This is a genomic window from Planctobacterium sp. R6, from assembly GCF_055755215.1.
On record NZ_JBVTQY010000009.1, the window covers coordinates 81,089 to 106,193 of the forward strand.

Consider the following 25,105-nt stretch of genomic DNA (forward strand, 5'->3'; position numbering starts at 1 on the left):
AAAATAAAGTCAGATGAAATATACAACGTTCAATCACAACACCACTAACCCGCTCAGTGAACCCATGTTTTTCGGAAACCCGGTGAACGTAGCGCGTTATGACCAACAAAAACACCCAATATTTGAAAAGCTGATCGAAAAGCAGATCAGCTTCTTCTGGCGCCCGGAGGAAGTGGATGTCAGTAAAGACCGCATCGACTTTCAGGGATTGAGCACCTCAGAAAAACATATTTTTGTTTCCAATCTGAAATATCAAACCTTGCTAGATTCCGTTCAGGGAAGAAGCCCGAACATTGCGTTTCTCCCTATCGTTTCGCTACCCGAGCTGGAAACCTGGGTGGAAACCTGGTCTTTTTACGAAACAATTCACTCCCGTTCCTATACACACATTTTGCGGAATCTTTTCTCTGATCCCAGTGAAGTGTTTGAAGATATTGTGGTAAACGAAGAAATCAAACGCCGTGCTACTGATATCTCGAAGTATTATGATGATCTCATCTTTGTTACCCAGCTATGGCAAACACAAGGCGAAGGAACCCATGTCGTTAACGGCACAAAATACCAGGTGAGTATGCGAGAGCTTAAGAAAAAGCTGTACCTGTGTATGAATTCAGTGAATGCGCTGGAAGCAATTCGGTTTTATGTCTCTTTTGCCTGTACTTTTGCCTTTGCCGAACGCGAGTTAATGGAAGGCAACTCCAAGATTATTCGCTTAATTGCGCGTGATGAAAACCTGCACCTGACATCAACTCAGCACATACTGAATCTGTGGGCACGGGGCAAAGATGATCCGGAAATGGCTGAGATTGCAGAAGAATGTAAAGATCAGGCCGAGGCCATTTTCCTGAAAGCAGTTGAGCAAGAAAAGCAATGGGCAGAATACCTGTTTCAGAATGGCTCTATGATTGGTCTGAACAAAGAAATTTTATGTCAGTACGTTGAGTTCATTGCAAACCATCGCATGGCCGCGATTGGTCTTGGTCAACCGTTTGACGTGCAAAGCAACCCGCTGCCCTGGATGAACAATTATTTAAATTCAGATAATGTACAGGTGGCCCCTCAGGAAGCTGAGATAAGCTCCTATCTTGTGGGACAAATTGACAGCGAAGTTAATGCTGATGATTTCGGCGATTTTGATCTTTAATTAGATCATATCGTCGCAATGAAACCCTCTGATACGTTACGCATAACACTGGAAACAGGCGAAATAGTTGAACAACAGGCCGATAAAACCCTGTTAGAATCGTTAGAGGCTGCCGGACAAGAAGTCCACTTCCATTGCCGGGAAGGCTTTTGTGGAGCCTGCAGGACCAAGTTGCTTTGTGGCACAGTAAAGTACCTGACCGATCCACTGGCTTTTATCGACGACGATGAAATACTGCCCTGCTGTTGTGTCGCAGAACAAGATATAAAAATTAAGTTGCTCTAAACCAACAAAAAAGCCACGCTGATGCGTGGCTTTTGTTTTCGTATAAGCGCGTTTCGGATTAATCCAGGTTAACGCCCAGGCGTTTAGCGACTTCTTCATACGCTTCAACCACACCACCGAGGCCTTGTCTGAAACGGTCTTTATCCAGCTTTTCACGGGTTTCTTTGTCCCACAAACGGCAGCCATCTGGCGTGAACTCATCACCTAAAACAATTTCACCGTTTGATACACCAAACTCCAGTTTATAATCAACTAACAACATGCCTGCATCACTGAATAGCGACTTGAGGACATTATTTACCTGAAATGTCAGTTCTTTCATGCGATCTATCTGTGCTTGCGTCGCCCAACCAAAAGATAACACATGGTATTCGTTAACCATTGGATCGTGAAGTTCATCGTTTTTCAGGAAAAACTCAAATGTAGGCGGATTTAATTCCATGCCTTCTTTCACGCCAAGGCGTCTTACAATCGAACCTGCAGCAAGGTTTCGCACAACGCATTCTACCGGTATCATATCCAACTTTTTAACCAGTGACTCATTGTCTGATAGCAGCGCTTCAACCTGAGTTGGTATCCCGGCTTCTTCCAGTTTAGACATTATAAAATGATTAAACTTGTTGTTTACCATGCCCTTGCGAGCCAACTGTTCGATTTTTTGCCCATCAAAAGCAGAGGTGTCATTTCTGAATTCCAATACTAATTTGTCGGCGTCATCGGTTAAGTAAACCGTCTTTGCTTTACCGCGATAAAGTTCTTTAGTTTTTTGCATGATAGCTCTTCAGTAGATTAAATATCTAAATCATTGGTGGTCATAACCTGCTGAAACGCAGGGTACATCTCGCTAATTTTACTGGCCGATAAGGGATTATCTTCCGCATCTCTCAGCGATAAACTGGTTTTTTCTCCCTGCTCTTTTACCACAACCCGGTAATCATCCTGTTCGATTTCGAGTTTATTGTTAGAGCTAAATAAACTGCTCCACCACCCTTCATCCACGCCGGCATAGGTGGCAAAAATCAATCCGGTTGATTGATCTAAATCTTTAACATTAAAGCCCAATTTACGCAGCACCAGTAATAATCTTGGCCAGGTGACATCGTAACTGGCAGAAACCAGGTATGCAGCATTACCATCGGCATCAAATCCTAGTTCCATCGGCAAACCAGTCATCACCTGGCGCGCCTTTCTTATATCCGCCAACGTTAACTGCTTTTCATAATGACTGATGACGTCATTTAAGACTTCAACTTCGTTCTTCCTGACCTGGTGTTCAGAAATTTCATCCACTATTTTTTCGTCTACGGTTTCGAGATAATCCACCAGTTTGGTGTAAAGCGTTGCGGACCGGCCATGGGCTTTGATATCCAGTGTAAATTCGAAACGTTGTCCTACTTTGCGATCAGTTTTGGTCCAGCTATACCAGGGACTATCACCGTCGTCTTCGATAATCATCCAGTCGGTTTTCAAACGCTGTTGTGATTTATCAAAATCCACTACAGCGATACCGCGCTCATCCAGGTAGCTAATCAACGAATTCCAGATAGCGGTATCCAGCGCTACGTCATCCCGAACCTGATCAAACTGCACAATGGCTTCGCGGGAACCCTCTAAAATACGCGAACCGGTAACTACCGGTAACACTAATCTTGGTGAACTGATATCTAGTTTTGCGCCCAGTTCACCAGATTCTGCATTAGCGCCAACATTGGGAATGTCATATTCATCACCAAATTGCGGCGTATCTTTCCCTTGTGGAACCTTTACCTTCTCAGTTTGTCTGGAATCCAGATAAGGGTATGAGGGATCCGTTTTCTGTTCGTCTTGCCATAAGGCACAACCGCTTAACCCAACTGACAAAACCATTGCAACCACAGGTGCACTTTTACGTATTTTTTGCATTAAACCAACGCCATTTGTTTTAATAATTTTTCGAGACTTTCCTGACTGCTAATGTCAGGCTCCACCATGGGCAATCTCAAAAACGGGCTTTGCGAATATCCCATTTTGTACAGCGCCCATTTTGGCATAACTGGATTAGGTTCGATAAACAATTTCCGATGAAGTTCCGCAATTGATGCATCTATTTGTCTGGCTAATTCCGGATCGCCACCTGTCGCGGCTTTACACAAATCAGACATGAGCTTAGGCACAATATTGGCCGTCACTGAAATCACACCGTGACCGCCCTGAATCATAAATTCACAGCCCGTTGGATCGTCTCCGCTCAACAAGGCAAAATCTGCTGGCACCCGATCGCGCAACTCCGCCAAACGCCCAAGATCCCCGGTGGCATCTTTGAGCGCGACAATGTTTTCGTGTTGTGCCAGCTGGATCACAGAATCCGCTTCTAGATCAGCAACGGTTCGCCCCGGTACATTATAAAGAATAACCGGAACAGTTGCAGCATCGGCAATCGCCTGAAAGTGTTTAACCATGCCCTTTTGTTGCGGCTTATTATAATAAGGCACAACGCTCAGCATGGCGGAGATTCCGACACTTTGCATCAAGTCACCCAATTCGATCGCTTCGGAAGTCGAGTTTGCCCCAGTTCCGGCAATCACAGGTATCCGACCATCGGCATATTCTACCGTCTTTTGAACGACGGCTACGTGCTCATCCACTGGCAACGTAGCAGACTCTCCTGTAGTGCCGACTGAGACGATGGCATCAGTACCATTGTCAATGTGGAATTGCACTAGTTTTTGCAATGAAGCATAATCGACGTCACCTTCAGGTGACATTGGCGTAATCAACGCTACAATACTGCCTTTAATCATATGGGCTCCCAGAAAAATAGCGCTTAATGGTAATGACCTAAGCCATTAAAAACAAGGTATCCGCGAGTTTTATCTGGCTACATAAAAAAAACAAAGGAGCGACGCAGGAAAACTGTATGAAACATCAGCTAATTGTAACATTCCTAGGTGCTGATAAAGCGGGGATTTTAGGAGAAATTGCGACACTGGCATGTTCTCTTAACTGTAACATCTTGGACAGTCGTCTGGCTCACTATGGACAAGACTTTTCCTTTAACATGATTTTAGAGGGGACGCTGTCGTCCATCACTAAAGCTGAGTTTAATTTGCCAAGTCTGGCTCAAAAACTCGATCTTCTTTGCATGGTCAAACGTACCAGCCATCACACCAAGCAACACCTGGTTCATTTGGCAGATGTCGAATTCAATGGTAAGGATGCGGTCGGTATCATCAAAGATATTACGACGTTGTTTACCCATCACGGAATACACATTAATGCGTTCCGACAAAAGACGGTGGATATAGAGCAGGAACACACCAGGGTCGAGTGTAAAATGGTGGTGAGCATGCCACAGGAATTAAAAATTGATACCATTGAACCTTTGTTTAATGACTTTATTAAACAACATAACCTGCAAGGGTCAATGAAAGAGAAAACATAGGATTTTATCATGAATACGATTTCCGAAGGACAACCCGTCCCGCAATTCAGTATCCCTAATCAGGATGGTCAGTTAGTCAATTCAGCTGACTTTATAGGCCAGAAAACCTTAATGTACTTTTACCCCAAAGCCATGACACCGGGGTGCACTGTGCAGGCACAGGGTCTCAGAGACAGCAAAGCCAAACTCGATGCGTTAAATGTAAAAGTTTACGGTGTCAGCATCGACCCTGTTAAACGCTTAGGCAAGTTTATCGAACGAGACCAACTCAATTTCGAATTGCTTTCGGACGAAGACCACGCGGTCGCGGAACAATTTGGCGTTTGGGGTTTAAAAAAGTTCATGGGCCGGGAATTTGATGGTTTACATCGCATCAGCTTTCTCATCAACGAGGAAGGTGTGATTGAAAAAGTGTTTAACAAGTTTAAAACTAAAGATCACCACGAAGTGGTGCTTAATTATCTGCAACAAGCCAACTAACATATTGCGCAAAGCCGCACCTATTGTGCGGCTTCTTCTTCCTTTTGATAATTCATAACGGGTGACGACCAGGCGTTAACCAATGCCTTAACCAAAGTCGCCAATGGGATCGCAAAGAATACTCCCCAGAACCCCCACAGGCCGCCAAAAAACAACACTGCGACTATGATATACAGTGGGTGCAGACTGACCGCTTCAGAAAACAGAATCGGAACCAAAACATTACCATCGAGTACCTGAATAATGCCGTAGGCAACCATGACATACCAAAATTCCGGGCTAATACCCCATTGAAAGAGCGCTACAACGGCAATAGGCAATGTAACTACGGCTGCGCCGATAAACGGGATAAGCACTGAGAATCCCACCAACACCCCAAGCAATACAGCATAGCGCAAGTCCATGACCAGAAAAGTGATTACGGATACGGTTCCTACTATGATGATTTCAATCACTTTACCGCGAATGTAATTGACGATTTGCTGGTTCATTTCCTGTGCCACCTGCACGATTAACCGTCTTTGCGTAGGTAAAAAGCCTGAGATTTGGGTGAGTAGCAGGTTTTTGTCCTTAAGCATAAAAAACACCATTAACGGCACCAAAATGCAGTAAATTAACAATGCCGCAAATCCAAACAAAGAACTGAAAGAAGCGGATATGATTTTTTCACCCAGGGACACCACCTTGTCATCCACACCCACAAGCAGTTCCTGGATTTGATCGGTTTTAATTAAATGCGGATAAGTGTCGGGTAAACTCAGTAGCCATACCTGGGCTTTTTGCCAGATGTCGGGTAGCTCACCAATAAGATTGACACTTTGTTGCCAGATAACGGGAACCAGGCCCAGAGAAACTAAAATAGAAAGCCCAATAAAACTGAGTAGTACCAGGCTACTGCCCCATTCTCTGCCTACCTGTGCCTTTTCCAGTTTGACAACCGGCCAATCCAACAGATAGGCCAGTACTACGGCGACAATCACGGGAGTCAGAATGCCGCCCCAGAAAAGCAAGAAAACACCAGATAATACCAATAGCAGCAATAACATAGCTGCGTCAGGATCTGAGAACTTCCTTTCGTACCAACGACCAAACACTCCAAACATACACAGACTTCCGTTACAGTATTCCTTGGCGCATATTATCAGACTCATTCTGTCAAAACGAGATTTGCATGATATAGTCTGTATATTGTTGTTGTGGCCTGATTATCATTTAGCCACGCGAATGATTGACGCTCTGGTGGCCTGAATTGCCGCCCAACAAATCAGAAATGATAAACAGGTACAGCCCAAGCCATTCGCCAAAAATGCGTTTTTACAGAACAAACTGACATACCAAAGGTCAAACAGGCCCAAGGTACCAAAATATTCAAGGAATCCCCGGTGACTGAAAGCATCACGTTAAAATCCATTAGTCAACAGCGCAAAAGTTCTAACTGGGGAGAAATTCCACCATTTTTTCATTTAGTTGCCAGTTCAATTGCCGAGCTTGAAGGCATGAATATTCATGGCTTTGACAATGCCTTTAAACGCCTCGTTAAAAGAAACAACTGGAATCTGGAGCGTCTCGGCGGTGAAGAGCAACTCAGTGGCAAAATCACGGTAAAGAGAAAGCCGCAGTTAATTGTTCATCGTCGCTTTGTTGGCAACAATTATGAAGTGCATTGTATACCTGAAGTCAATGAAGAGCCGGTGGTTTTGTACAGTAAAAACAATCCCAAGATTGACTTCACCGTTTGGGACCCAAGCACCATGCAATGTTTGATAAAACTACCGGATTTTATTGAGTTTATTCGCTTCGCGTTTACCCGTGGTGATGAGATAGATCAAAAGCTGGTGAGGTTTGCAGCAATGACGGTTGATAATATTTTAAAAGATCTTGCAACAGAAATTGATATTGTCGGTCTAAAAGGCTACTCCATTAACCACATCATTGAGCGCATTGAAGAAGAAGGTTCGGTGGAATAACCACCTGTCAACCAGATTAGCCGTTCAACGTTATCAATTTTATACCTTTAAAAAGAGCAAATAATTAACGATATGATGAAAAAGCTGTTCTGTTTATTGCTGTCAGTCAGTGCTTTCTTAGCCAGTGCCCAGGTTGGGCAAGATAAAAATTCCTTACCCGAAATCGGAGTCGTAGCCTCTGATGCAATTACCATTGGCAAAGAAAAAGAAATTGGTGAACTAATGATGAAGCAGCTGCGTAGTCAGGCGCCTGTCATTTCTGATCCACTGCTGGAGGAATATTTAAGCGATATTGGCAACCGACTGGTGGTTAACGCTGACAATGTCAAATTTCCCTTTACCTTTTTCTGGATCAATAACGATGCCATCAATGCCTTCGCATTCTTTGGGGGTCATGTTGGTGTGCATACCGGTTTAATTTATCAGGCAGACAACGAAAGCGAACTGGCTTCAGTGCTGGCTCACGAAATTAGCCACGTAACACAACGTCACATTGCGCGTCGCATTGCGGCACAAAGCAAGGCTGCACCTCTGGCGCTGGCCAGTATTCTGGGGGGGATTCTGCTCACTATGGCAGATCCTGAAGCCGGGATTGCTGCAATTTCCGCCAGTCAGGCAGCCTCTTCGCAATTTGGCATTAATTACACGCGCTCTAACGAACAGGAAGCTGACCGGGTGGGATTTGATATGCTGGATAAATCTGGCTTTGATGTCAGTGGGGCTGCTTCATTCTTTGGCAAACTGGTCGAAAAGAGCCGCGGCCAGTCAAAGCAGTTGGCATTTTTACAAACTCACCCCCTGCCCGAGTCCAGGGTTTCCGATGCAAGGGCGCGCCAGGCCTATTACCAGCGCAAAAACTTGCCAGACAGTCTGCCGTTTCATCTGGTAAAAGCGCGGATTCAGGCTCGTTACATGTTTGATGCCAAATACAACATTGCAGACTTTGAAAATAAACTCCGCAATACCCAGGGCGTACAACAAAAAGCGATGCACTATGGTCTGGCATTGTCATACCTGGCCAATGAGCAACCATTAAAGGCAGAAAAAGCGCTGGAAGTGTTGTTAAAAGAAGATCCTGAAAATCTGTATTATATCGATCTCGCCACCGATATCTCACTGGCCCTTAATCGCAAAGATCAGGCAATACGCAATCTGGAAAATCTGGCCAGTAAAATCCCAAGAAACAGGGTGATCAGTTTAAATCTCGCCAATGCCGCCATCGAAAATGGCGACTATGATAAGGCAATTGAAGTTTTAAACGATTATTTGTTGCTAAATCCCAACCATGTTCTGAGTTATCAGATGCTGATAGACGCCCATGGTAAAAAACAAGCTTTCTTGCAAATGCATCAGGCCAAAGCCGAGTATTTTTCGTTACTCGCTGCCTACCCCAATGCGATTGACGAATTGCACACTGCCTATAACTTTGCTGAAGGTAACAACCTGGAACGGCAACGAATCAGAGCCAGAATTGAACAGTTACGGGAAAGTCAAAAGCGTTTAAAGTCCCTTTAATCGGGTGATTGCTTTAATAATATTGTCGCTGCTTTGCTCACCCATCAGACGTTGTCTGACTACTCCATGGTCATCGATAATGTAAGTGGCAGGCAATGCTTTTGGCGGCTCCATGGGAAGCTTTGCCGGGATTGCCGTACTGATCACCGGGAAACGCATGTCATATTTATTGCGAAGCTGCTGCATATGTTCGTCAGTTTCATTATCGAAACTGATGGCGAACAGTGGATATCCTGACGTGTTGTGAAACTTATTGAGTTCCGGTACTTCTTTCAGACAGGGTGCACACCATTCCGCAAAGTAATTAACCACCACCCATTGCCCGCGAAGTTCTCCCCAACGATAAGCCTGTTGGTCAATGGTCACGAAGTCAGCCTGGTTGTGTTTGAATGCAACAATCCCGGCAGAAAGCGAGACCAGTCCTATCAGAAAAAAAATAATATTTTTGCGCAATTTTGTATTCTCTGAAGCGTTGTATCGTTAGAATAGATGTTTTTAGTTTTTCGAGATTAGCATGTCAAACGTCACCATTCTACATAACCCTCGCTGTTCTAAAAGTCGTCAAACTCTGGAATTACTCACCAATGCCCAACACAGCCCCGAGGTGGTTGAATATTTGAAAACACCGTTGACTGGTGAGCAACTTACCGAGCTGAAAAATAAACTAGGGCTCAGCTCATTTATTGAAATGATGCGGGTGAAAGAGCCGGAATTTAAAGAAGCGGGACTGAGTAAAAGTGATTCTACCGAGCAGCAATTTCTGGATGCCATGGTGAACTTTCCCAAATTGATGGAACGTCCTATTGTCATTACAAGTAATGCTGCTCGTATCGGGCGGCCCCCTGAGTCTGTGTTAGAGCTGTTCTGATGGCCTACATTCTGGTGCTTTATTACAGCCGTCACGGCGCCACTAAGAAACTGGCAGAACAAATTGCTTTGGGTATCGCCAGTGAAGAGCTGGAAGCCCGCATAATGACGGTTGCGCAGACAACAGATGACACCGGCAGCGAATATGCCAGTCAGCAAGACCTCGCTGATTGTGCGGCACTGGCAATGGGCAGCCCAACCCGGTTCGGACAAATGGCAGCGCCATTACAACGCTTTTTACAGGACTCCACAGCACTGTGGCTGAAAGGAAGCCTGGTAGATAAACCAGCCATGGTATTTACTTCATCATCCTCAATGCATGGTGGCCAGGAGTCGACCCTGCTCAGTATGTCACTGCCATTGATTCATCAGGGAATGCTGCTGTGTGGTATACCTTACTCAGAACCGGAGTTGCATGATACCAAAACCGGCGGAACGCCCTATGGTGCCAGCCATGTCGTTAGTAATCAGTTTGCAGATCGATTAAGCGAAGACGAGAAGCAATTGGCGTTTAAACAAGGTAAACGTTTAGCGCAAATCACAAAAAAATTAATGAGAAATTCATGACCGAAAACACGACCTCAACAGTTTCGACTATGTCGGCACAAACACGCCAATTTCGGGTGCTGGCACTAATTGGTTACTTTGGTTTGCTGGCCTGGGTAATACTGTGGCATTTTGTCTTAAGCACCAGCAACTACTCTAATCTGTTTGTATTTCTTTTCTGGGTGTTACCTTTGGTGTTTCCCCTTCGCGGACTGTTGCAAGGAAAGCCTTACACCTATGCCTGGGCAAACTTTGTTGTAATGATTTATTTTTTACACGGTCTTACTGCAATATACACAGAACAAAATTGGTGGTACGCCGCCATCGAACTATTCTTTGCACTGCTGATGTTTATTGGCTGTTGTTACTACGCCCGAAGCAGAGGCAGAGAATTGGGGCTAAAATTGAAAAAACTGTCAGAATTACAATAGAGGAAATCGTTGTGGCCAGAGTGTTGTTGTTAGGTTCTGTAATGCTATTGTCTGCATGCGGTGGTTCAGGGGGCAGCTCGGGCGATTCGCCGTCACCAGGTACGCCAACCACTCCCGCAACCCAACTGACCATTCAGGGAGATAGCGAAGCCAATGTCAACGAAAGTGTTGGCATAGTCGCCATGTTAAATACCGACGCCTCTGCCTACCAATTTAAATGGGCACAAACGTCCGGAACGACCATTAATCTGGTAACTGAAGATAGCCAGGTGTTGAGCTTTGATGCACCGGCAGCGGGAGAATATGGGTTCAGGGTAACGGTGACGGACAATAACGGTGCCGTGCAATTTCAGGACAATCATACGCTGTTAGTGAATGACAATAACCAAAGCGCCACTGTCAGGTTGGATCACGCGGTTTCCGAAACGGCTAAGGTATCACTTCGCGCAGACGCTGTACCCGATCGACAAATCATCAGTATTAGCTGGCAACAAACTGCCGGTGTAACCGTTCCTCAAAGCAATTATACCCAGACTGAAGACAATCAGTTTTTGTTTTTCACTGCCCCGTCCGTTAGCGCCGATCAACTTTTACAGTTCCGGGCCACAATGACGTTGGACAATGGCGACAATGTCAGCGAAGACGCCTATGTTCTGGTGAAAAACGTGACCGCCAGTGACAATGGTTTTTTCCCCGATTCGGCGGAGCGCATCGTTACAACGGAAATGCATGCTTACAACAGCGACTCTCCTTACGCAAATGCGTTAGAAAGCTGCGTTTACAATAATACCGTCAGCAGTTCCTGCCGGTTTTCAACTTTGCCGCTGCTGGGTCAGGTAACTCAGTCACCCAGTATTGAAGACGTCATGGACCGGGTGTTTGTATCCCACCAATGGATGGGTGACCGACTAAAAACTTACCTTGAAAACTCCGTGGCAGCCCAGGATATGTTGTTACTGTTTCGCGGCGTAACGGCAATCATTATCTCCTACGAAGTCAGACCGTCTTTTTACTGGGTCGCTACCGGCGCAATTTATCTCGATGCCAATAACTTTTGGGTAAGCCCGGAAGAACGCGACACCCTAAATGACGTGCCAGATTTTCGCAGTGCCTTTGGTGCTGAGTTACAGTTCTTTATGCCCTGGCGTTATGTGCGTAACAACCAGAGTTATTTATCAAGAGCTGCCTATCCCAGGGCACAGCGATTAAGCCGTATCTTCGAAGACGTAGAAGCCGATATCACCTGGCTGCTGTACCACGAACTGGCCCATGCCAATGACTATTTCCCACCGGACAGATGGCAAGATATCCCCTCTACTTCTGATCCGCTGACTTATTACAACCTGATGCCGGCAGACTCAACTAATTTTGCATCCTTTTATCCACTTAATTCAGATGAACTAAAGGCTTTAGCCCAGGTGAGTTTTGCCGGTGCAACAGCAACAACCGCACAGCGCAATGTCACCGATGTCGATGCTGCAGATATGTTTGAGAACGACAGAGCCGCCATGTATTACAGCTACAGCTCTATCAGAGAAGATTACGCGACCTTATTCGAACGATTCATGATGGCATATCGGTTTAATGCAGAAGCCGACACAGCGGTCATGGAGGTGGTTAGTAATAATCCTGAGTTAATCGTTACCTGGGGGCAGCGCTCGAGAATCAATGACCCGGCATTACTGAGTCGCACCCGACAAACTGTGCGCAACATTTATCCTGGTCTGGATGTTGACGCGATTCAGCCAACCTTACCCGAGCCGAAATATCTGAATCCGGGCGAAAGTTGGCAGGATAACTTAAACTTAGATGGCAATGCCGGGCGTGGTGTAACAAGCGATTTGCAAAGTGCATCAGCGGAGCAACGCGCTCATTATCTGCAACATGCTTTGCACCATGGCAGACCTAAATTACCCGGACAGCAAAAACCAACGCCTAACTGATACCCAAAACGTCTTTTGCAAAAGGTATTGTTAGTTTTCTTTTGGCTTGTAATGAACTCTCATCCAGTGCTTTCATCGCACGGGTGAGAGAATGTAAGTCTCTGGGTAAACGGGTTAGTAGAAAGTTTGCCAAATCGTCGGGTAATTCCAGTCCGGCATTTTTGGCCATCAGATGTAATAACTGAACACGTTCCTGTTCACCAATCGGGCGTATGCTCATACACTGCCCCCACACCAAGCGAGACGCCAAATCCGGTAACCGGAATGACATTAATTTAGGCATTTTTTGTGCAGACAAAATGATGTGCACATTGCCTCTTTCTAATATTCGATTAATCAAATCAAAGACCGCCACTTCCCACTCTTTATTAAGCAATATGGCATCGATGTTATCTACGCAAACCAGATCGCAGTTTTCCAACCCTTCCAGCATCCTGGGGCTGAGTGAATCCGCAGCATCCAGGTCAATGTAAACTGCTATTTGCTGATTATCGTTGGCGAGATTACAACTGGCGTTCAACAGGTGTGTTTTACCGTCACCTCGCCCACCGGTTACAAAAGTAATGACGGACTCAGAGGCATTACCTGCTGCCAGACCTTTGAGGTGTTCGAGCAACTCGACATTATCAGCAACAATAAAGTTCTCAAAGGTATGAAATTCTGAGCTGGAAATGGGCAAGGCTAACTGCGGGGTTATCGAAGCCATATAAACTCCATTTCATTAACCACTCTGCCGAATGGATCAGTTTTTTGAGATATTTTTGCGTCCAGCTCCAGGGTATTAATCAGATCTTCCTGAACCCCCACGATATCCAATTGAAAAGTGGCATTCTGCCCCGACACATTGAGTAACCGGACACTGTTAACAATCGCCAGTGATTCCAGAAACTTTTTCGCTGACACGTAAGCCTCAATGGAATCCAGATTGATGATAGTCATGGTCACTGAGTTTTGCGTTTCATAACTGCTGGATACCACGGCAAATCTCTCAGCCAGTTTATTAGCTAACATATCGATAAACTGAGTAATAACCTGATTGCGTTCCGCTGCAAACAAAGTCCCTTCTTCGATCAATTCATCATTTAATACCTGCCAGTCTATTTGCCAGCGCATTTGATCGGATACTTCTGTGTTTGCTGTGGTTAGCTGTCGTCGGTCAAACAACCTTGCCGCAACCAGATTGTCGTTCGGGTACCGCTGGCTCGCGCGTTTAACAACGCCATCAAAACGCCCCCATACATCATAAACATGAATAATCTGTGCATCCTCTATGTCCATTAACGGAAAACTGAAAGGAATACCTCGGATTTGCGCTTGTTCTAATAAGATTTTTTTAACCTCAGGATCTGCCGTCGCGGTAACCAACTCTCTGTCGTCTCGCTCATTCAGCCAGGTAAACCACAACAGTGTATCAGGCCGCCGTTTACCCCAGATCGGTTTACCTATATCGGTTAAAAGTTGGTTGATTTTTCCTTCGTCAAACTGAGCAACCATAAACCGCTCACCATCGATAATCTCAAAGCGAAATGACTGTATTAAATCCCTCGCGTCACCGGCTTTAGACGTTAGTTCAGACACTTCTGTAATGGACTTTGAACCACTGACTTTAACCAACACCTGATAGTAACTATCGCGAATCGCGTTATTTTGTGCAGCCACAGTTTGGCTATTAACCCGCACTTTGGTCTCATAAAGGTTTTGTATCACTGCCGCAGTAACGTTAAACACGCTCAGGCAACAAATGAGTAAACATACCGTTTTTCGCAGCAAATTAAGTCAACTGTGTGATTATAATGCGTTTATTGTCCTGGAATATGAGACAAAGATCACCCCTCAGAATAAAATATTTAACTCATTTGCTTAAATTCAAGGCAATTTGAAAAGACAAATCAGTATTCATCAGGCTGTTAAATTGATAACATTAGCGCCAATTTTATCCACACCCAGAGTAGTCGTTTTGAGTAAAGAATCCCTGAGTTACAAAGATGCCGGCGTTGATATTGATGCAGGTAACGAGCTAGTAGAAAGAATTAAATCAGTCACTAAAAAAACCCATAGGCCAGAAGTTATGGGTGGGCTCGGTGGATTTGGTGCGTTGTGCTCGATTCCGGAAAAATACAAAAGTCCGCTTCTGGTATCCGGTACCGATGGCGTGGGGACCAAATTACGTCTTGCTATGGATTTAAACAAACACGACAGCATCGGTATTGATCTGGTGGCCATGTGTGTTAACGATTTAATTGTTCAGGGTGCCGAACCCTTATTCTTCCTGGACTATTACGCCACCGGCAAACTGGATGTTGATATAGCAGCTGAAGTGGTAACTGGCATTGGTAAAGGTTGTGAACTGTCGGGTTGCGCTCTGATAGGCGGTGAAACAGCAGAGATGCCAGGCATGTATCATGGCAACGATTACGATGTTGCCGGGTTTTGTGTCGGTGTGGTGGAAAAAGACGAAGTCATTGACGGTAGTAAGGTTGCCCCGGGCGATAAATTAATTGCGCTGGCTTCCAGCGGACCGCATTCCAATGGTTTTTCCTTAATTCGCAAAATTATTGAAGTCAGTGGCGCTGACACCAGTGAATTACTGGACGGTAAAACGATAGCCGAGCATCTACTGGAACCGACCCGTATCTACGTCAAAAACACCTTAAATGTGATTGAGCAACATCCTGTCAACGCAATTTCGCACATCACCGGTGGCGGTTTTTGGGAAAATATCCCCAGAGTACTGCCCGCGTCAGCCAAAGCACTGATCGACGGAAACTCCTGGCAGTGGCCGACCATCTTTAACTGGTTGCAGGAACAGGGCAACGTTGAAACCAGAGAGATGTACCGAACCTTTAACTGTGGTGTAGGACTTATTCTGGCGGTTCCGGCGGCAGCAGCAGAAGCAATAACCAAGCAATTTAATGAACTGGGCGAAACCGCCTGGATTATTGGTGATATTGCGGCACGGGATGGTGATGAAGCCCAGGTAGAAATACGCTGAGTCGGCTTTTATGAAACGTATTGTCGTACTCATATCAGGAAGCGGTTCAAACTTACAGGCAATTATTGACGCGACGGAAAGCAACCAAATACCAGGTCAGGTGGTGGCTGTAATTTCCAACAAAGCAGATGCCTACGGATTAACCCGGGCCAAACAGCATAATATTGCTCATCAGGTTATCGATCACAAAGCTTTTCCGGACCGGGAAAGCTTTGACACAAAACTACAGGAAGTGATAGACGCCTTTAATCCGGATGTTGTGGTGCTGGCTGGCTTTATGCGCATCCTGACGCATCAATTTGTCGAACACTTCACCGGTAAATTAATCAACATCCACCCTTCTCTTCTACCTAAATTTAAGGGTTTGGATACGCACCAGCGGGCGCTGGATGCTAAAGAAAGTTATCATGGTGCTTCTGTACATTTTGTAACACCTGAATTAGACGGCGGCCCTGTTATTGTTCAGGGACCAGTCGCTATACTTGCAGAAGACAACGTTGATTCCTTGAAAGCGAAAGTGCATAAAATAGAACATCAGATTTATCCTTATGCGGTTAAGCTTATTTGTGAAGACAAAATAACAATGACCGCTGAAGGCGTCCATTATCAACAACAGCAATTGCCAGAAACAGGGTTAGTACATGAAGTTTAAAAAACAGTTTACGATCCCGCTAACTTATTTTTTAACCACATGTTTTATCCCACAAGGTGTCGCTCAACAGGTTGATTCACCGGCAACGACGGTAGTCACTGAAGCTACAACTGAAATCGCACAGCCTCAGGCCAGTCTGGCTCCCTTTTCAGCCCGATATATTGCCTATCGCAATGGTAGTGATATTGGTCACGCTGTAATGTCGCTGGAAAAGACCGACGCAGGTTATAAGCTTTTTTACAAAAGTGATGTGTCAATTTTCTTCCTGTCAGATCGCCGTGCCGAAACCAGTTTGTTTGATGTTGTTGAGGGCCAGTTTGTCCCACAGAAATATCAATACAAGCGCGAAGGTACCGGTCCTGACAAATCCCTCAGTCTGACATTTAACGACAAAGACCAGTCTGTGGTTATTAAATCAGGCCGCAAGGATCCCGCGACCATCAACTGGCAAGGTGAATGGGACAACCAGCTTTATCGCTTCGATCTGCAACGGCAACTCAAGCTGAATAATCAGGACATCAGTTATAACCTGATCAATTATCGTGGTCAGCTGAAAACTTACGGTTTTGAAATCGCCGGAGAGGAAGTACTGGAACTCCCCTTTGGTAAACTTAACACCATCAAAGTCAAGACCATTCGCAGCAGCAATAAGCGAGTTACCTGGTCCTGGTTTGCTCCGGATCTGAATTATCAGTTAGTTCGTTTACAACAATTTAAAGACGGTGACGAACAAGGTGACATCCAACTTTCTGAATACAAGCTGCTAAATTAGATTCATTTTCCAGCGACAAAAAAGGCCGTCATCGGCCTTTTTTATTGTTGTCTGCGTCTCGCTTATTTGCTGGCGATGTACTGGTCAACAAATCCGGACAGTACGTCTAATGGCACAGGCCCATTTGCTAACACGATGTCGTGAAATTCGCGAATATCGAATTTATCACCCATCGCTGTCTTCGCTTTCTCGCGTAACTCAATGATCTTATTCATACCGATTTTGTAGGCCGTGGCCTGGCTGGGCATAACGATATGTCGCTCTACCATTTTAACGGCATCGGCTTCAGCGTTAGGGGTATTACTGACGTAATAGTCTATGCCCTGCTCCCGGTTCCATTTCATGGCGTGAATGCCGGTATCTACAACCAGACGACAGGCTCGCCAAAGCTCCATTGCTAAGCGACCGAAATCAGAATAAGGGTCTTCGTATAAACCGATTTCTTTTGGCACCATCTCACTGTATAAACCCCATCCTTCCGTGTAAGCCGTGTAACGACCGAATTTGCGGAACTTTGGAATGCCTTCTAATTCCTGGGCGATGGCTATCTGCATATGGTGCCCCGGGATCCCTTCGTGATAAGCCAGAGCTTCCATCTGATAAGTTGGCATTGACGCCATATCATACAGATTAGCGTAATAGGTACCGGGTCGCGTTCCATCCATAGAAGGTTGCTGATAAAAGGCCTTGCCGGCTGACTTTTCCCGGAAGGGTTCTACTGCTTTCACAATCAAATCAGCTTCGGGTTTGGTAATGAACAGTTCATCCAGTCGAAGTTTCATGTTGTCAATCAGGGCTGTCGCCTCGTCCAGATAACGTTGCCTGCCTTCTTCATTTGACGGATAAACAAACTGCTCGTTGTCGCGCATATGCACGAAAAACTCCTGCAATGTGCCTTCAAAACCGACTTTTTTCATGATTGCTCGCATTTCATCATGAATGCGGTTTACTTCATCTAAACCAATTTGATGAATATCTTGTGCGCTCAGACTGGTGGTGGTAGTGCGGGCCAGGGCGTTGTTATAAAAGGCCTCGCCTTCAGGAAACTTCCACGCACCATCTTTATCATCCGCCTGTGCAGCGATGTTTTGCACACCGGCAATCAAACTTTCATAAGCGGGTTTTACGGCATTGGTCAGGGCCGTTTTTGCGGCATCCAAAAGCGCTTGTTTTTGTGTTTCGTCAATTTCAAGTGCGCCAACCTTTTTCGAAAAGTCAGCCCATAACGTACTGTCATCACCCTCGTCGAATGGCGCACCACTAATGATATTCTGGCTATCATTGACAACGTATGGATAAACAAACTTGGGTGCGATGATACCTTGCTCTGCGCGCTCATTAAGATTGGCGACGAGTTGCTCGAAAAGTTTCGGTAAACCATTCAATCTGGCGATGTAGGCCTCAGCGTCAGTAACATCAGCAATGCGATGCTGGTTTATCAGCAAAGAAGCCACACTGGAATGTAAACCAAACATCTGATTAACGGGGTAGTTATAATTGCGCCATTTAAAATCATCAATACCGTTTTGCAGTTGCTGAACCATCAATTGCCAGCTTAATTTTGTCTGCGTATCTAACTGATTAACATCAATTGCTTTAACCCGCGCCAGCTGTGCTTTTTCCAGTTCGTGATCTTCTAATTCGCGCTCGGCAGACAAATCGTCCCACTTATCCTGATCGGTTTTGATACCCAGATAGGATTGATACATAGGAGAGCGCATAACATTCTCCATAAAGATATCTTCGAATAACTGGTTGGCCTTTTCAGATTCAGTCATGGCGGCAGCTTCAGTACTTGCCGGGGTTTCTACCTGTGCGGATTCCTGTGTCGGTGCCTGCCCACAGGCTCCTAACATCAGTGCCAGTGAAACAGCAGTTGAAATGTACGTTAACTTTTTCATAGTTTCCTCGAAATTTTCTGTCTTATTTATAATTGTTTTACTTGCGCCCTCTATCCTGTTGGGCACAAGTTGTAATACACCTTAAACTTATCAGATTTGTTGGCAAATTGCTTTCACCCGTGCACAGAAGTGTTTTCGGGCGAGTTATCGCTATTTTACACCTTTGAGTATGGGCTCCCCCTTTTTAAACAAAACATACTCTCCCTGGGTCATATTTTGCCAGGTTTCATCCCCTGTCAAAGGCTCTGTTGCGATAACAGATACCACATCATTAGGCGTTGTTTCCTGTTGAAAATCAATGACCCAGTCGGTATCAATTAAGGTTGCTTTTCCAAACGGTGCACGGCGCGTTATCCAATGTAACTTTGTAGTACAGTAGGTCATCAGGTATATACCGTCAGACAGTAGCATGTTAAAAACCCCCAACTCCCTTAAAGATGCCGCGAGTTTTGCCACATAGCGGAAAACCGGTTTCATGTCTTTCGGCCTGTTAGGGTACTTTTTCTTGATGTTATCCATAATCCAGCAAAACGCCATTTCACTGTCTGTATTGCCAACCGGTTGAAAAATATCTGATTGCAGTTTGTCTTTGTAATTGGATAGCTGGCCGTTGTGAGCATAAGTCCAGTGGCGTCCCCACATCTCCCTGATAAATGGATGGGTATTTTCCAGGGACACTTTGCCGCGATTAGCCTGACGGATATGACTAATCACTGAGCAGGATTTAATTGGGTAAGATTTCACCAGTTTCGCGATTTCTGAGTCACAACTGGGCAACGGATCTTTAAAGCTTCGACAGCCTTTACCTTCATAAAAGGTAATACCCCAGCCATCTCGGTGAGGCCCGGTTCTGCCACCTCTTTCCAGCAACCCACAAAAGCTAAAACAAATATCAGTCGGCACGTTGGCCGACATCCCAAGTAATTCACACATAACCAGTAATTCTTATTCTCATATATTTGCAAACAAAAAAATAATTCAAACACCTGTTTGAATTCCGGCAATTATGCTATAAATTAAACATACTATTTACATTTTAATTGTCCGGACAGATTAATCATACTGTCCTTAGGAGCCATTATGAATCTATTAATATGGTTTTTTGCGCTGTTCGCTGCGTTAGCTGCTTGCAGTTATTTAAGAATTAAACTTTTCCAAACTACGCTGGCTGTCGGTGCTATTTTTATTGTCGGTACCATGCTCAATCTGGTTGGGGTTCTGGGATGGATAGCCTTTGCCGCCATTGCGATCCCTTTGAATTCAGCTTCACTGCGCAAGCAATACTTCACGGCGCCGGCGCTTAAAATGTACCGCAAAATTATGCCGGAAATGAGTAAAACTGAGCAAGATGCGATTGATGCCGGTACTGTTTGGTGGGATGGCGAGTTGTTTAGCGGTAGTCCAAACTGGGAAACCTTACACAACATTCCTCAGGCCAGATTGTCAGCGGAAGAGCAGGCTTTCCTTGACGGCCCGGTAGAAACCGTATGCGGAATGGTAGATGAGTGGCAGGTTAACCATGAACTGGCCGATCTGCCGCCAGAAGTATGGCAATACCTGAAAGACAATAAGTTCTTTGCCATGATCATCAAAAAAGAATTTGGTGGCCTGCAATTTTCTGCCTATGCGCAATCGCGCGTTTTACAAAAACTGTCAGGTGTAAGTACCGTATTAGCCAGTACTGTTGGTGTTCCAAATAGTCTGGGCCCAGGTGAACTATTGCAACACTATGGTACGGAGCAACAACAGCAGCAATATTTGCCGGCACTTGCCCGCGGCGAAGAAGTGCCCTGCTTTGCGCTGACCAGCCCGGAAGCAGGCTCCGATGCAGGGGCAATTCCTGACACAGGCGTCGTGTGCAAAGGTGAATGGAATGGCGAAGAGGTGATTGGAATGAAACTCACCTTTAATAAGCGCTATATAACGCTGGCTCCGGTAGCTACCGTGGTCGGTTTAGCATTTAAGCTGTACGATCCCGAAGGGTTAATTGGCGAAGAAAAAGACATCGGTATTACCTGTGCATTGATCCCATCCAACACGAAAGGGCTGGATATCGGCAATCGTCATTTTCCTTTGAATGTTCCATTTCAAAATGGCCCCATCCGAGGTGAAGACATTTTTGTTCCGCTGGATTACATCATTGGTGGAGTAAAAATGGCCGGACAAGGGTGGCGCATGTTAGTGGAGTGTTTATCGGTTGGCCGTTGTATTACTTTGCCCTCCAATTCCACGGGTGGTGTAAAAACAATGGCTCTGGCCACAGGCGCCTATTCCCGTATCCGTCGCCAGTTCAAACTCCCTATCGGCAAAATGGAAGGCATTGAAGAAATGCTTGGACGAATCGGGGGCAATGCTTACCTGATGGACGCAGTGACCAGCATGTCGACAAAAGGTGTTGACCTGGGTGAAAAACCGTCTGTCATTTCAGCAATTTGTAAATATCACCTGACCGAGAAAATGCGTCAGTGTGTTATTGATGCAATGGATATTCACGGTGGTAAGGGCGTAATGTTAGGCCCCAACAATTATCTGGGCCGAGGCTATCAGGGTGCTCCTATCGCCATTACCGTTGAAGGTGCCAATATACTGACCCGCAACATGATGATTTATGGTCAGGGTGCGATGCGCTGCCATCCATTTGTTCTGAGTGAAATCCACGCAGCTGCAATCGAAGACAAAAACCAGGCTATCGTAGAATTCGATAAAGCACTGTTCGGTCATATTGGATTTGCCATCAGTAACACGGTGCGCAGCAAGTGGTTGGGCTTTACAGCGGCGAAATTTATCAATGCCCCCTTCAAAGATGAAACCCGTCCTTACTACCAGTCACTGACGGCCTTTAGCGCGAATCTGGCAATGTTGTCGGATATTTGCATGGCAATGTTAGGTGGTGAACTGAAACGCAAAGAGCGCATTTCTGCGCGACTGGGAGATATTCTGAGTTATCTGTATCTGGGCTCGGCTACCTTAAAACGCTTTGATGACGAAGGTCGTTTAAAAGAAGATCTGCCCTTCCTGCACTGGGCAATGCAAGATACCTTGCACAAAACCGAGGCAGCAATTATCGAGTTACTGGAAAACTTCCCCAGTAAAGCGGTTGGTCGGATTCTGAAGTTTATGATCATGCCCTGGGGTCGTCGCCACAACAAACCTTCAGATGCACTGGAACATAAAATCGCCCTGATTTTACAACAACCCGGTAGTGCCCGTTCTCGCCTGGGTCACGGTCAATTTTTAACGCCGACAGAACACAACCCGATAGGCAAAATGGAACAGACCCTGAAAGACATACTGGAAGCCGAGCCACTGTTCGACAGAGTATGTAATGCCGCCAACGAAAAGCTGCCATTTACACAGCTTGACCAGGTGGCCATCAAAGGGAGCGAACTGGGTGTGCTGAACGAACAGGAAGTGGCACTACTTAACCGCGCAGAAAAAGGTCGCCTGGAAGTGATCAATGTCGATGACTTTGAACCTGAAGCCCTGCGAGCCGGGGTAACCAAAACCAGCCGAAGAGGCAAAGCCAAAGCCGCTTAATTGCCTATTTGTACGATTGAAACGGCCCTTAACGGGCCGTTTTTTGTTGTCTGATTTACGCTTTTATTCTTCTTAATTCTAAAAAAACTTTTTAAATTATCTAAACTTAAGCGATACTGCTAGGATTTCAGTAGAGCAAACCGGTTAAATAAGTTTGCTGATCCGAAACGCAATCACAACAAGGTGCCTTAATGCGCGAAGAAGACTTTCCAGATACCAGAGACTTCGCCAAGATTTTGGTGGTAGATGATGACCAGATTAATCTGGAGACCATCTGTCATACATTGGAGTACTACGGCCATAATGTTTTTCCGGTTGAAGATGGGGAAACGGCATTAATGGCGGTTTTTGAGTTTCAGCCAGACCTGATCATTTTAGATATCAACATGCCAGGCATGAATGGGCTGGAAGTGTGTAAGCGACTTCAGACTGAACCCAGCACCAGCAAAATTCCAATTATTTTTCTCACCGGCAGCAAAACGGACATCAACAAAGCCTTTGAACTGGGCGGCGTTGACTATATTGTTAAACCCTTTAATACCCATGAAGTTTTGGCCCGGGTAAACGTGCATTTGCGCAATAGTTTGCTGCTCAATACGCTGGCGGATACCAACGCAGCGTTGGAGAAAATTACCAACAGCCTGGAAGAAAAAGTCAAAGAGCGCACGCGGGAATTAGCCCTGTCCAATCAGAAGCTCACTGAAGAAATTGCCGAGAGACAAAAGCTACAAAGCAAACTGGAACACCTTGCTAAATACGATATGACATCCAGCCTGCTCAACCGCATTTCAATGGAAGAACATCTGGATTTCAAATTGCTTGAAAGCCAAATGCTGGAAGATTTTACCCTATTCTATCTGTACATGGACGTCGATCAGTTCAAAGTGATTAACGATACCTGTGGTCATGCCGCTGGCGACCAATTGATCCGCAATCTTTCAGCACTGCTAAAACGCATCGCCAATAACGACGAAATTGTGGCCCGTATGGGTGGCGATGAGTTTTCAATTATTTACAACAGTCCGGACATCGAATCAGCTACCCGCCGCGCCGTTGAAATTCGCAAAGCTATCAACGACATGCACTTCGACTGGGAAAAAGAGCACCTGTTCGTTAATGTCAGTATGGGTCTGGTGGAACTCAATGCTGAATTTCAGGATGCAAACCATATCATGAGTGTTGCCGAACGCTTGTGCTTCGAATCGAAATCCCAGGGCGGCGGTGAGCTGCTAATATACGAACAAGAAAAAGAAACTGTAAACAACAATACCCGGGCTGTTCGCTGGGTGCCCGTTATCCAGCAAGCCATAGAGCAGAACAAATTCTCTTTGTTTGGTCAGGGTATTTACGCCACCCAAAAACAACAGTCTGCTAAATTTGAAGTACTGCTGCGAATGCAGAGTAGCGGCTCGGAACTGATACAACCATCGCAATTTATCAGTATCGCCGAGCAATACCATTTGATATCAGCTATCGACCAAAAAGTCCTGGAGAAAACCTGTCAGATGATGGCAGACTTCCCCAATTTTAAAGGGGAATTAGCACTCAATATTTCCGGTGAGTCTGTGTATAAAGCCAGTTTTGTTGATCAGGCTTACGATACGATTCAACGGTATGACATCGATGCCAGTAAGCTGTGTTTTGAAATTAACGAATCATCGGCACTCACCAACCTCAACGCCACCCGTCGCTTTATTGAAAAGTTAAAACAACTGGGCTGCAAATTTGCACTGGACGATTTCGGTACAGGCACATCTTCTTACGGATTTTTACGTGAGTTAGACGTTCAGTATGTCAAAATAGACGGCAGTTTTATTCACAAGATCGGTTCCGAAAAGATCAGCCGTATGATGGTAGAATCTATAGTGGCAATTGCCAGAGAGAATAACATGAGTGTTATTGCTGAGGCTGTGGAAACCGAATCCATGTTGAAAGTATTAAAAGAAATTGATGTGGATTACGCCCAGGGATTCCTGTTACACAAACCTGAAGCATTAGAAAATCTGATAAAAATGCCCCACTAATGATTAACCTGAAGCGCCCTAAATGAGTGATACAAACATTACCCAAAAGTTAGAGCAATATCATGAGTATTTCACGATAAAGCATGTCCTGAATGTAAATTTGCTGCCCGTAGAAGCCGGGTTTACAGTGCCGACATCTGAACAGTTGATTACCCATATGCCCTACGCTTTTCGCATGGCGGGTGAACTGGCGGAACTGGAAACCCGGGCGCTGAGACCTTTGCGACACCTGGGTGATCACGCACGGGAACTTGCTGAATTTCTCAATCATCAATCAAAAAAAATAGATTTGATGATGTCCTACATTCTGCATCAGCAAGATGATCAGGATAATCGTTATAGTACTACGGAGTTCGGTGGCGCAGGTTTAACTGTCACCAGTAACAAAGAAATGTTGCCCGGTGGCATATATCAACTTAAAATTTTCCTGGAAGAAGAAGCCGCAGCCGTATTTTGTTATGCGGAAGCGATCCTGTGTGAACCATTGGACGAAGATCAGTTCAAAATCGCGTTCATATACAACAGTATCCGCGAACAAGACCAGGAACTACTGGTACGCGCCAGTCTGCATTTACAAACAAAGCACCTTAAGAGTCGCACAGATAAAATCGAGTAATTAACTTTCTCC

The 25,105-nt window shown here is 45.3% G+C and carries 25 protein-coding genes; 16 read left to right on the forward strand and 9 right to left on the reverse strand.

What is annotated here, in order from left to right; all coding sequences use genetic code 11:
• Window positions 1-13 precede the first annotated feature (13 nt).
• On the forward strand, window positions 14-1,144 hold the full coding sequence (gene nrdB / locus AC0J20_RS08245; RefSeq protein ID WP_229527390.1) for a class Ia ribonucleoside-diphosphate reductase subunit beta: 1,131 nt from the start codon (window positions 14-16) through the stop codon (window positions 1,142-1,144).
• A gap of 18 nt (window positions 1,145-1,162) precedes the next feature.
• Window positions 1,163-1,429, forward strand: a complete 267-nt coding sequence (gene yfaE / locus AC0J20_RS08250; protein WP_229527391.1) for a class I ribonucleotide reductase maintenance protein YfaE — start codon at window positions 1,163-1,165, stop codon at window positions 1,427-1,429.
• A 58-nt stretch (window positions 1,430-1,487) separates the two neighbouring features.
• On the opposite strand, the gene purC is transcribed toward yfaE, so the two are convergent.
• From purC to dapA, 3 genes are read right to left on the reverse strand one after another with little or no spacing between them, the layout of a single operon-like run.
• Window positions 1,488-2,201: a phosphoribosylaminoimidazolesuccinocarboxamide synthase gene (gene purC, locus AC0J20_RS08255; RefSeq protein ID WP_229527392.1), complete on the reverse strand. Its 714-nt coding sequence runs from the start codon at window positions 2,199-2,201 to the stop codon at window positions 1,488-1,490.
• 17 nt (window positions 2,202-2,218) lie between these two features.
• Window positions 2,219-3,331, reverse strand: a complete 1,113-nt coding sequence (gene bamC / locus AC0J20_RS08260) for an outer membrane protein assembly factor BamC (RefSeq protein ID WP_473021321.1) — start codon at window positions 3,329-3,331, stop codon at window positions 2,219-2,221.
• Window positions 3,331-4,209 carry a 4-hydroxy-tetrahydrodipicolinate synthase gene (gene dapA / locus AC0J20_RS08265; RefSeq protein ID WP_473021322.1) on the reverse strand — a complete coding sequence of 293 codons (879 nt, stop codon included), beginning with the start codon at window positions 4,207-4,209 and terminating at the stop codon, window positions 3,331-3,333. The genes bamC and dapA overlap by 1 nt, the downstream gene beginning before the upstream one ends.
• Window positions 4,210-4,325: 116 nt before the next feature.
• Between dapA and AC0J20_RS08270 the strand changes: the two genes are divergently transcribed.
• Together AC0J20_RS08270 and bcp are read left to right on the forward strand one after the other, a co-directional pair.
• On the forward strand, window positions 4,326-4,850 hold the full coding sequence (locus AC0J20_RS08270; RefSeq protein ID WP_473021323.1) for a glycine cleavage system transcriptional repressor: 525 nt from the start codon (window positions 4,326-4,328) through the stop codon (window positions 4,848-4,850).
• 9 nt (window positions 4,851-4,859) lie between these two features.
• The gene (gene bcp, locus AC0J20_RS08275) at window positions 4,860-5,330 is read left to right on the forward strand and encodes a thioredoxin-dependent thiol peroxidase (RefSeq protein ID WP_473021324.1); all 471 of its coding nucleotides are present in this window, start codon (window positions 4,860-4,862) and stop codon (window positions 5,328-5,330) included.
• 20 nt (window positions 5,331-5,350) lie between these two features.
• Here the strand turns inward: bcp and AC0J20_RS08280 are convergent, their stop codons facing one another.
• Window positions 5,351-6,433: an AI-2E family transporter gene (locus AC0J20_RS08280; protein WP_229527397.1), complete on the reverse strand. Its 1,083-nt coding sequence runs from the start codon at window positions 6,431-6,433 to the stop codon at window positions 5,351-5,353.
• 279 nt (window positions 6,434-6,712) lie between these two features.
• Between AC0J20_RS08280 and AC0J20_RS08285 the strand changes: the two genes are divergently transcribed.
• Window positions 6,713-7,297 (forward strand): hypothetical protein, encoded by a 585-nt coding sequence (locus AC0J20_RS08285; RefSeq protein WP_473021325.1) that lies wholly within the window; start codon window positions 6,713-6,715, stop codon window positions 7,295-7,297.
• 72 nt (window positions 7,298-7,369) lie between these two features.
• The gene (gene bepA / locus AC0J20_RS08290; RefSeq protein WP_473021326.1) at window positions 7,370-8,812 is read left to right on the forward strand and encodes a beta-barrel assembly-enhancing protease; all 1,443 of its coding nucleotides are present in this window, start codon (window positions 7,370-7,372) and stop codon (window positions 8,810-8,812) included.
• Here the strand turns inward: bepA and AC0J20_RS08295 are convergent.
• Window positions 8,798-9,265, reverse strand: a complete 468-nt coding sequence (locus AC0J20_RS08295) for a TlpA family protein disulfide reductase (protein ID WP_229527400.1) — start codon at window positions 9,263-9,265, stop codon at window positions 8,798-8,800. The genes bepA and AC0J20_RS08295 overlap by 15 nt on opposite strands.
• Window positions 9,266-9,326: 61 nt before the next feature.
• On the opposite strand from AC0J20_RS08295, the gene arsC reads away from it, so the two are divergent.
• Genes arsC through AC0J20_RS08315 form a run of 4 tightly spaced genes read left to right on the forward strand, consistent with a single transcriptional unit; the run spans window position 9,327 to window position 12,599 of the window.
• The gene (gene arsC, locus AC0J20_RS08300; RefSeq protein WP_473021327.1) at window positions 9,327-9,680 is read left to right on the forward strand and encodes an arsenate reductase (glutaredoxin); all 354 of its coding nucleotides are present in this window, start codon (window positions 9,327-9,329) and stop codon (window positions 9,678-9,680) included.
• On the forward strand, window positions 9,680-10,246 hold the full coding sequence (gene wrbA / locus AC0J20_RS08305; RefSeq protein WP_229527402.1) for an NAD(P)H:quinone oxidoreductase: 567 nt from the start codon (window positions 9,680-9,682) through the stop codon (window positions 10,244-10,246). Before arsC ends, wrbA begins: the two co-directional genes overlap by 1 nt.
• Window positions 10,243-10,656, forward strand: a complete 414-nt coding sequence (locus AC0J20_RS08310) for a DUF2069 domain-containing protein (RefSeq protein WP_473021328.1) — start codon at window positions 10,243-10,245, stop codon at window positions 10,654-10,656. The genes wrbA and AC0J20_RS08310 overlap by 4 nt, the downstream gene beginning before the upstream one ends.
• Before the next feature lie 11 nt (window positions 10,657-10,667).
• Entirely contained in the window at window positions 10,668-12,599 is a 1,932-nt protein-coding gene (locus AC0J20_RS08315; protein ID WP_473021329.1) for a PKD domain-containing protein, read from the forward strand.
• Here AC0J20_RS08315 and hda read toward each other — a convergent pair.
• Window positions 12,592-13,305, reverse strand: a complete 714-nt coding sequence (hda, locus tag AC0J20_RS08320; RefSeq protein ID WP_473021330.1) for a DnaA regulatory inactivator Hda — start codon at window positions 13,303-13,305, stop codon at window positions 12,592-12,594. The two genes, AC0J20_RS08315 and hda, sit on opposite strands and share 8 nt — an antisense overlap.
• Window positions 13,293-14,327, reverse strand: a complete 1,035-nt coding sequence (locus tag AC0J20_RS08325; protein WP_473021331.1) for a DUF2066 domain-containing protein — start codon at window positions 14,325-14,327, stop codon at window positions 13,293-13,295. The genes hda and AC0J20_RS08325 overlap by 13 nt, the downstream gene beginning before the upstream one ends.
• A 229-nt stretch (window positions 14,328-14,556) precedes the next feature.
• On the opposite strand from AC0J20_RS08325, the gene purM reads away from it, so the two are divergent.
• The 3 genes from purM to AC0J20_RS08340 are packed head-to-tail and all read left to right on the forward strand — an operon-like array spanning window position 14,557 to window position 17,015.
• Window positions 14,557-15,591, forward strand: a complete 1,035-nt coding sequence (gene purM / locus AC0J20_RS08330; RefSeq protein WP_473021332.1) for a phosphoribosylformylglycinamidine cyclo-ligase — start codon at window positions 14,557-14,559, stop codon at window positions 15,589-15,591.
• 10 nt (window positions 15,592-15,601) lie between these two features.
• Window positions 15,602-16,243 carry a phosphoribosylglycinamide formyltransferase gene (purN, locus tag AC0J20_RS08335; RefSeq protein ID WP_473021333.1) on the forward strand — a complete coding sequence of 214 codons (642 nt, stop codon included), beginning with the start codon at window positions 15,602-15,604 and terminating at the stop codon, window positions 16,241-16,243.
• Entirely contained in the window at window positions 16,233-17,015 is a 783-nt protein-coding gene (locus tag AC0J20_RS08340) for a DUF3108 domain-containing protein (protein ID WP_473021334.1), read from the forward strand. Before purN ends, AC0J20_RS08340 begins: the two co-directional genes overlap by 11 nt.
• A gap of 62 nt (window positions 17,016-17,077) precedes the next feature.
• On the opposite strand, the gene AC0J20_RS08345 is transcribed toward AC0J20_RS08340, so the two are convergent.
• Window positions 17,078-18,916 (reverse strand): DUF885 domain-containing protein, encoded by a 1,839-nt coding sequence (locus AC0J20_RS08345; RefSeq protein ID WP_473021335.1) that lies wholly within the window; start codon window positions 18,914-18,916, stop codon window positions 17,078-17,080.
• A 150-nt stretch (window positions 18,917-19,066) separates the two neighbouring features.
• Window positions 19,067-19,849, reverse strand: coding sequence for a class II glutamine amidotransferase (locus tag AC0J20_RS08350; RefSeq protein ID WP_229527410.1), 783 nt, complete (start codon window positions 19,847-19,849; stop codon window positions 19,067-19,069).
• A gap of 147 nt (window positions 19,850-19,996) precedes the next feature.
• Between AC0J20_RS08350 and fadE the strand changes: the two genes are divergently transcribed.
• From fadE to AC0J20_RS08365, 3 genes are all read left to right on the forward strand, one after another.
• On the forward strand, window positions 19,997-22,453 hold the full coding sequence (fadE, locus tag AC0J20_RS08355; protein ID WP_473021336.1) for an acyl-CoA dehydrogenase FadE: 2,457 nt from the start codon (window positions 19,997-19,999) through the stop codon (window positions 22,451-22,453).
• Window positions 22,454-22,644: 191 nt separating this feature from the next.
• Entirely contained in the window at window positions 22,645-24,477 is a 1,833-nt protein-coding gene (locus AC0J20_RS08360; RefSeq protein ID WP_473021337.1) for a two-component system response regulator, read from the forward strand.
• Between the two features lie 22 nt (window positions 24,478-24,499).
• On the forward strand, window positions 24,500-25,093 hold the full coding sequence (locus tag AC0J20_RS08365) for a PilZ domain-containing protein (RefSeq protein ID WP_229527413.1): 594 nt from the start codon (window positions 24,500-24,502) through the stop codon (window positions 25,091-25,093).
• The last annotated feature ends 12 nt before the right edge of the window (window positions 25,094-25,105 follow it).

Bases quoted from the DNA above. Each gene is read 5' to 3' on its own strand.
- nrdB (WP_229527390.1), top strand. From the start codon at position 14: ATGAAATATACAACGTTCAATCACAACACCACTAACCCGCTCAGTGAA.
- yfaE (WP_229527391.1), top strand. From the start codon at position 1,163: ATGAAACCCTCTGATACGTTACGCATAACACTGGAAACAGGCGAAATA.
- purC (WP_229527392.1), bottom strand. From the start codon at position 2,201: ATGCAAAAAACTAAAGAACTTTATCGCGGTAAAGCAAAGACGGTTTAC.
- bamC (WP_473021321.1), bottom strand. From the start codon at position 3,331: ATGCAAAAAATACGTAAAAGTGCACCTGTGGTTGCAATGGTTTTGTCA.
- dapA (WP_473021322.1), bottom strand. From the start codon at position 4,209: ATGATTAAAGGCAGTATTGTAGCGTTGATTACGCCAATGTCACCTGAA.
- AC0J20_RS08270 (WP_473021323.1), top strand. From the start codon at position 4,326: ATGAAACATCAGCTAATTGTAACATTCCTAGGTGCTGATAAAGCGGGG.
- bcp (WP_473021324.1), top strand. From the start codon at position 4,860: ATGAATACGATTTCCGAAGGACAACCCGTCCCGCAATTCAGTATCCCT.
- AC0J20_RS08280 (WP_229527397.1), bottom strand. From the start codon at position 6,433: ATGTTTGGAGTGTTTGGTCGTTGGTACGAAAGGAAGTTCTCAGATCCT.
- bepA (WP_473021326.1), top strand. From the start codon at position 7,370: ATGATGAAAAAGCTGTTCTGTTTATTGCTGTCAGTCAGTGCTTTCTTA.
- arsC (WP_473021327.1), top strand. From the start codon at position 9,327: ATGTCAAACGTCACCATTCTACATAACCCTCGCTGTTCTAAAAGTCGT.
- wrbA (WP_229527402.1), top strand. From the start codon at position 9,680: ATGGCCTACATTCTGGTGCTTTATTACAGCCGTCACGGCGCCACTAAG.
- AC0J20_RS08310 (WP_473021328.1), top strand. From the start codon at position 10,243: ATGACCGAAAACACGACCTCAACAGTTTCGACTATGTCGGCACAAACA.
- hda (WP_473021330.1), bottom strand. From the start codon at position 13,305: ATGGCTTCGATAACCCCGCAGTTAGCCTTGCCCATTTCCAGCTCAGAA.
- purN (WP_473021333.1), top strand. From the start codon at position 15,602: ATGAAACGTATTGTCGTACTCATATCAGGAAGCGGTTCAAACTTACAG.
- AC0J20_RS08340 (WP_473021334.1), top strand. From the start codon at position 16,233: ATGAAGTTTAAAAAACAGTTTACGATCCCGCTAACTTATTTTTTAACC.
- AC0J20_RS08345 (WP_473021335.1), bottom strand. From the start codon at position 18,916: ATGAAAAAGTTAACGTACATTTCAACTGCTGTTTCACTGGCACTGATG.
- AC0J20_RS08350 (WP_229527410.1), bottom strand. From the start codon at position 19,849: ATGTGTGAATTACTTGGGATGTCGGCCAACGTGCCGACTGATATTTGT.
- fadE (WP_473021336.1), top strand. From the start codon at position 19,997: ATGAATCTATTAATATGGTTTTTTGCGCTGTTCGCTGCGTTAGCTGCT.
- AC0J20_RS08360 (WP_473021337.1), top strand. From the start codon at position 22,645: ATGCGCGAAGAAGACTTTCCAGATACCAGAGACTTCGCCAAGATTTTG.
- AC0J20_RS08365 (WP_229527413.1), top strand. From the start codon at position 24,500: ATGAGTGATACAAACATTACCCAAAAGTTAGAGCAATATCATGAGTAT.